This window comes from Gilliamella sp. BG1 (genome assembly GCF_046635625.1).
Taxonomy (GTDB): domain Bacteria; phylum Pseudomonadota; class Gammaproteobacteria; order Enterobacterales; family Orbaceae; genus Gilliamella; species Gilliamella bombi.
In genome coordinates this window covers 1-5,350 of the sequence record NZ_JBIDFG010000033.1, presented here as the reverse complement: position 1 = coordinate 5,350, position 5,350 = coordinate 1, and the positions used below count along the sequence as shown (strand labels likewise).

Sequence of the window (5,350 nt, the reverse complement as noted above, 5' to 3'; positions counted from 1 at the left end):
TTAGTGAATTTTTGGACACGTTAGAAAGCAATCTAATAATTCGCCTTATTGGATTATAATAGCCTTATTATTAGTAAGTTAGGTGGCAATATGGCAGGGCGAAAATCAAAGATAAAGGACATGTTAAGACTAGGGCAAGAGTATTTGCATAAGCAGGGCTATATCAAAAATGGGGAAGTTATACCCTCTATGGCTGGACTGGCTTTATATGCTAACTGTTCAAGGTCAAGTTTATACAATTATGCGAGTTCAAGCGAAGAATTTAAGGACATGTTAGAACTTATCAAAGCGCGCCAAGAAGTCGAGTTAATTAATAAAGGCTTAAAAGGCGAGTTTAACGCAAGTATTGCTAAATTGATGCTTGCTAATCATGGTTATTCTGAAAAACAGATATTAGATCATCAATCTATGGGTAGTAGCATTATAGCCAAATCCAAACCAATGCGTATAGAGCTAGTATCGCCACCACCAAAGGATTTAACCGCCTGACAAGCAAAGAGCATAAACTTGTTACCTGCTCAAGTTTTAGATGCTCAAATTGAGCCACTTCATATGGAATTTAAATACCCAAAAATCCATTTAATATAGGTATCCAAACAAGTATCCAGTAAAAAGGTATTTAATAAATGGATACCAATTTAATCATAAAAGGCAGTTATCTTCATTATGAAGACAGCTATAATTGTATCTTTAGCATTTTGATTTAAAACAAGCTAATTAATCTGTATTGAAAATATTTACTGGCGTAACGCTAATAAATATATTGATAAGCTAATGCCTAGATAGGTTAAACGGTAACATTTTTATTATTATGAAAGAGGAATTGTAATGTACCCATGCACAGATCATTATTTACATTGTTTACCCGAAAATACATTATTTGCTAAGTATGACAGGAAGAATAATTTCTTAGGTTTTTTTATTAAAGGAAAGAATACGGATCATCAATATTTTTGGATGACGGAAGTTATTAACCCACTAAAAAACCATGAAGATTGGCATTTCCAAAATATCATAAAGAAAGGGTATATTTCACCTGAGTGGGATATTGAAAGTAAATACTATAGTGATGTTGATTCATATATTTATTTGGTTTTTGAAAGTGATGAGATTGAATATTTAATTGATAAATTAACAAAATGTTTACAAGTATCTAAAAATGCAAGTGTATTGAATTATAAATATAAAAACAATATTTAATGTACATAAACACAGTGCTATAATGTACCTAACTGTATATTAATGTATTATTTGCGTCTAGGCTGATCCCCGAACATTCGCAACCCTAGCGAACTGGCGCAAATATCTATTAGGGGCGTGAGGGGCGTATGGTAGATGCTATCAAAGAGTTAGAAGAAGCGAAAAGAAAACTTATAAGTGTTGAAGACACTTTATTATTAATCTCTAAAAAATTTAACATTGACAGGATTACTGCTGCTGAATATTTATTAATAAAACTTTCAGAAAATTTTGATTTTAATAATTGGTATGAAAACCCTCCTTGCTTTGGTAAACGTTTAGGAATTGCTACATTTACTTATGTGAAAGACGATATATTCATCGATGTTATGCTTAAACGTATTATTGAAAATGATAGTAGAGCGTTTGAAAAAGAAGTGGATTCACCTATTGATTGGGATTCAGAAATACCATTTTAGAAAGGATTAGATAATGGCAATTGAAAAAAAATTAAATGATGATTATCGGAATTATTGCTTTAATTGTAATGAATTAGAAATTTTATTAGGGTTCAATTTAGATGTTAATGAGCTACCAAATCTTAAAAATAAAATAGATCTTGTTAATAACTTACCAAAAGAACTAAAACCATTTTTATCAAGAAAAACAATTCAATTAAAAGAAGCTGCTAATATTATGGCGGGCTATGATCCTTTCCACTTTTCAAATAGATCTCAATATTGTGATGATGTGAAAGGTTACAAAGCATCTCTATGGGACGCAGTGGATAATAACATACTTCATGGTAAGAATATTGTAACTATCGAGGATTTTGGGCAAGAATGGCGCGATGATATTACTTTAAATAAAAATGAAGTTACAAAATGGGCTAATAAATATAATTTTAGATGGCCGCTACCTATTGACGAAGATGTCGAAGAATTGAATCAAAACAATTACGAGCTTGAGCAGCGAATAAAGCAGCTTGAAGAGGAATTAAATAAACAAAGAATAATTAATTCTAATTTAGAAGCTATTAAATCAAATGAACAAGTTTCAGTAAATAATAACCAAGATTTAACAGAAGAAATTAAGCAACTAAAGCTTGATAATCAAAAATTAACCGAGCAGCTAAATAAGGCTCAAATAAAAATAGAGGAATTAAAAGAACAAATTCCTATTTTACTTGGCAAATATAGAGCAGACGACCCCTTATTATTAGCTATACAGATTAGAAATAAAGAATGGTCTAAGTATAATGAGCAAGATAGAAGAACTAGGCCTACACAAGATGCTATTTGTGAAGCTTTAAAAGCAAATTACAATGTCCAAACAGACCAATTAGCAAAAGCAATAGAATTAGTTTCATGCCCAATTAATAGAAGTAAGTAACTTTTACTATTATAGTAACAAAACCAGTAATACCAATAGATTAAGGAACTGTCATAGTTCCTTTTTTACTATTACTGTAACCCCTAATAGTGTTGCTATGATAGTACTTTAATGTGATTTAATCATTCCAGTTCAACAAAAAACGGAGTGATACACATATGACCAAAAAATTAATTACAATTGCCGAATTCTTAGCTTATGCAGGATTTAGGAGTAAAACATCCTACTACAATCTAATCAAAACCGACCCATTAGCACCCAAGCCTATTCGTGTAGGCATTCGCAAAGTTATGCTTTCTTTTGATGAAGTTAATTCTTGGCTAGAAAGTCGAAAGGCTGAACGTCGCGAGGTAGCATAATGGTGATAAAACAAAACCCTCTATATCGCGAAATAATCGAGGGCTTGCATTGGAATCTTGACGCTTCCAATCATAGCCAATCTGATTATAAAAAGCTACCCAAAAAGCCGAGAGCTTACCTATTAATTGCGTGTACTGGTGACAATGGTATTACCGAAAATGAGATATTGCGCACCTGTAGGCTTTCTAGCGGTAGAAATTACTGTTCAGAACTAGAAAGAAAGTTAGGCATCACATTAAAGCGCATGGATGAACCCAATACCGACGGAATAGGCTCACACTATCGCTATTACCTAGCCAATAAGGAAGATGCTCAAAAGGTGGTTAATCTGATTCTTAGTTATGAAAATAGCTTATTAACTGAATCGGATATCAGCCAAATTTTAGCACTTTATCCAAGCAAAGCAGCTTAATTAATTGATTTTATAGCAAAGCTCATTCCGACGGTATCCCTTTGCCTAAATTTAGCTAAACGGGGAATTTTCGGACACGTTAGGAGATAAAAAATGACAGATTTTAATAATTTAGTACCAGTAACCGAAACACAATTAAACGGTAAATTACAGCAAACAGTTAGCGCAAAACAATTACATCATTTTCTTGGTGTAGGGCGTGATTTTTCTACATGGATAAAAGGGCGTATAGAACAATATGGCTTTATTGAAAATGATGATTATGTGTTTTTTGATTCCCCCGAATTGGTGAATCAAAGTATAAAAAACAAACAGCTTAATAAAAGGGAAGCGGTAAGAGGCGGAGACCGTAGAAGTATTGATTATCATCTAACTTTAAACATGGCTAAAGAATTAGCAATGATTGAAAACAACGAGAAAGGACGAGCAATAAGAAAGTACTTTATACGTTGTGAAGAACACCTTAAAGAAATCGCTCCAGCAATCCAAAAGAAAGCACTTAATCGATTAAAAGCGCGTTTAGAAGTCGCAGATTATAGCCGTCCTATGTGTGACGCTTTAACTATACAACGATTATCCCTAGGCAAGGAGACCAAGCCACATCACTATACTAATGAATTTGATATGATTAATCGTATTGTACTTGGCATGACAGCAAAGGCTTACCGAAAAGCTCATAATCTCACGGGTGATATTCGCGACCATATCACTGAAGAACAGCTTAATCACTTAGCTTACCTTGAGAAATCCAATATCACGTTAATAGATATGGGTTGGAATTATGAAAAACGAAAAGCAGAACTCATCAAGTTATCACAAAGCTACATGATTCGGTTATTGGGTAAGGTGGCTTAATTATGATGACTACACACCCATTTAACGCCCTAGCAATAGGGCAATATACCCAAGCCCTAAATAATCGCTTAAATTGCTATTTTGATGGGATTAACGCCATCCAAAAGGTGAAATCATTCTTCTTGGTTGGCAATAATTCTAGTTTTCAGTCAAAAAAGCCTATTTCAATGGAAACCAGTGTAAAAGTACGCGCTAAGTACGCAGTGAAAACCGTTTTTTTAATGCGTACTAATCATTGCATGGGGTTGAATTTTAAAAGTAGGTTTATTGAGTCCATAAAAAGAAACCACAAGAAACTTAATTATTATGCTTTAGGTATAATTCCTCGTGATTGTAATTCTTTTCTTAAAACTCTTTTAATCCAAGTAGCCAAACTAGTATCGCCATCTTTCATAGCTTCTTCTTCTAACTGTTGCCGAAATTCTTCGGTTAATCGCATTTGGTATTGTGGTGATCTTTTTTCTTTTGGTGTTGACATGGTAATTACCCAATATTATTATAATTACATGGTAACGACCATTATAATGGTCGCGCCCCAAAAAACAATAGCCCAGAGAGTTTGCGCCTCAATGAGCTATCTAACCACAAACATTAAACGGAGTAATGCTATGGCTAATAGTAATGATACCCTACGCCCTAAAAATGGGCAACCTGACCTATCTAATTTAATTTCTGTTTTAAATCTCTATCAAGCAGATATTCCAACACACTATTTACTACAAGCTGAGAACCATTTTGAAGAACTACAGCAATCTATTCTATATGGAATAGGTGCGATTGGTAACCTGATGTTTTGGGCTAGTGAAAATGAGAGTTATTCCGAGCAGAACCTTAAAAGTGATATGCGCGATATTGGCTATTTACTAGCACAATTAAGAGATGTTGCCTGTTTCGCTTCAAATCAAATTAACCTACTTGATGCTACACAAAACCGTAAGGGAGGTAAATAGTATGTTGAAAACGAATTATAAAGAAAAAAGTAATCGTGAAACTAAACTATTTAAATTCTATGACCTTACTACTGCCAAAGTATTTGAGGCATTAGCTCCTACAGAACAACAAGCTAGAAAAAGCCTAGGCAAATCATCCCTTATCTTTATTGCCAGAATTCGCTTATATCCAGTTATTGAAAGAGCCAGAAGCTTTGGAGGT

10 protein-coding genes are annotated in these 5,350 nt (G+C 33.5%); 9 read left to right on the top strand and 1 reads right to left on the bottom strand.

All coding sequences use genetic code 11. The features are described 5' to 3' along the window. Positions 1-90: 90 nt before the first annotated feature. The 7 genes from ACGH80_RS11475 to ACGH80_RS11445 all read left to right on the top strand — a co-directional run bounded on the left by ACGH80_RS11475 (position 91) and on the right by ACGH80_RS11445 (position 4,198). Positions 91-489, top strand: coding sequence for a terminase small subunit (locus ACGH80_RS11475; RefSeq protein WP_297223934.1), 399 nt, complete (start codon positions 91-93; stop codon positions 487-489). 339 nt (positions 490-828) lie between these two features. Continuing rightward, the gene (locus tag ACGH80_RS11470) at positions 829-1,200 is read left to right on the top strand and encodes a hypothetical protein (protein WP_034914935.1); all 372 of its coding nucleotides are present in this window, start codon (positions 829-831) and stop codon (positions 1,198-1,200) included. 128 nt (positions 1,201-1,328) lie between these two features. Then, complete coding sequence (locus tag ACGH80_RS11465; RefSeq protein ID WP_411578961.1) at positions 1,329-1,658, top strand: hypothetical protein; 330 nt, start codon at positions 1,329-1,331, stop codon at positions 1,656-1,658. Positions 1,659-1,671: 13 nt separating this feature from the next. Next, positions 1,672-2,571 carry a hypothetical protein gene (locus tag ACGH80_RS11460; RefSeq protein ID WP_411578960.1) on the top strand — a complete coding sequence of 300 codons (900 nt, stop codon included), beginning with the start codon at positions 1,672-1,674 and terminating at the stop codon, positions 2,569-2,571. Positions 2,572-2,729: 158 nt separating this feature from the next. Beyond that, complete coding sequence (locus ACGH80_RS11455; RefSeq protein WP_411578959.1) at positions 2,730-2,930, top strand: helix-turn-helix transcriptional regulator; 201 nt, start codon at positions 2,730-2,732, stop codon at positions 2,928-2,930. Beyond that, the gene (locus ACGH80_RS11450; RefSeq protein ID WP_296318075.1) at positions 2,930-3,343 is read left to right on the top strand and encodes a hypothetical protein; all 414 of its coding nucleotides are present in this window, start codon (positions 2,930-2,932) and stop codon (positions 3,341-3,343) included. Before ACGH80_RS11455 ends, ACGH80_RS11450 begins: the two co-directional genes overlap by 1 nt. A gap of 93 nt (positions 3,344-3,436) precedes the next feature. Then, positions 3,437-4,198 carry an antA/AntB antirepressor family protein gene (locus ACGH80_RS11445; protein ID WP_411578958.1) on the top strand — a complete coding sequence of 254 codons (762 nt, stop codon included), beginning with the start codon at positions 3,437-3,439 and terminating at the stop codon, positions 4,196-4,198. Positions 4,199-4,502: 304 nt separating this feature from the next. Here the strand turns inward: ACGH80_RS11445 and ACGH80_RS11440 are convergent, their stop codons facing one another. Then, entirely contained in the window at positions 4,503-4,676 is a 174-nt protein-coding gene (locus ACGH80_RS11440) for a hypothetical protein (RefSeq protein ID WP_176700243.1), read from the bottom strand. Between the two features lie 130 nt (positions 4,677-4,806). Between ACGH80_RS11440 and ACGH80_RS11435 the strand changes: the two genes are divergently transcribed. Both ACGH80_RS11435 and ACGH80_RS11430 read left to right on the top strand, forming a co-directional pair. Continuing rightward, entirely contained in the window at positions 4,807-5,148 is a 342-nt protein-coding gene (locus tag ACGH80_RS11435) for a hypothetical protein (protein ID WP_411578957.1), read from the top strand. A 1-nt stretch (position 5,149) separates the two neighbouring features. Next, positions 5,150-5,350: host cell division inhibitor Icd-like protein (locus tag ACGH80_RS11430; protein ID WP_411631191.1), on the top strand; the 201-nt coding region annotated here is incomplete at its 3' end.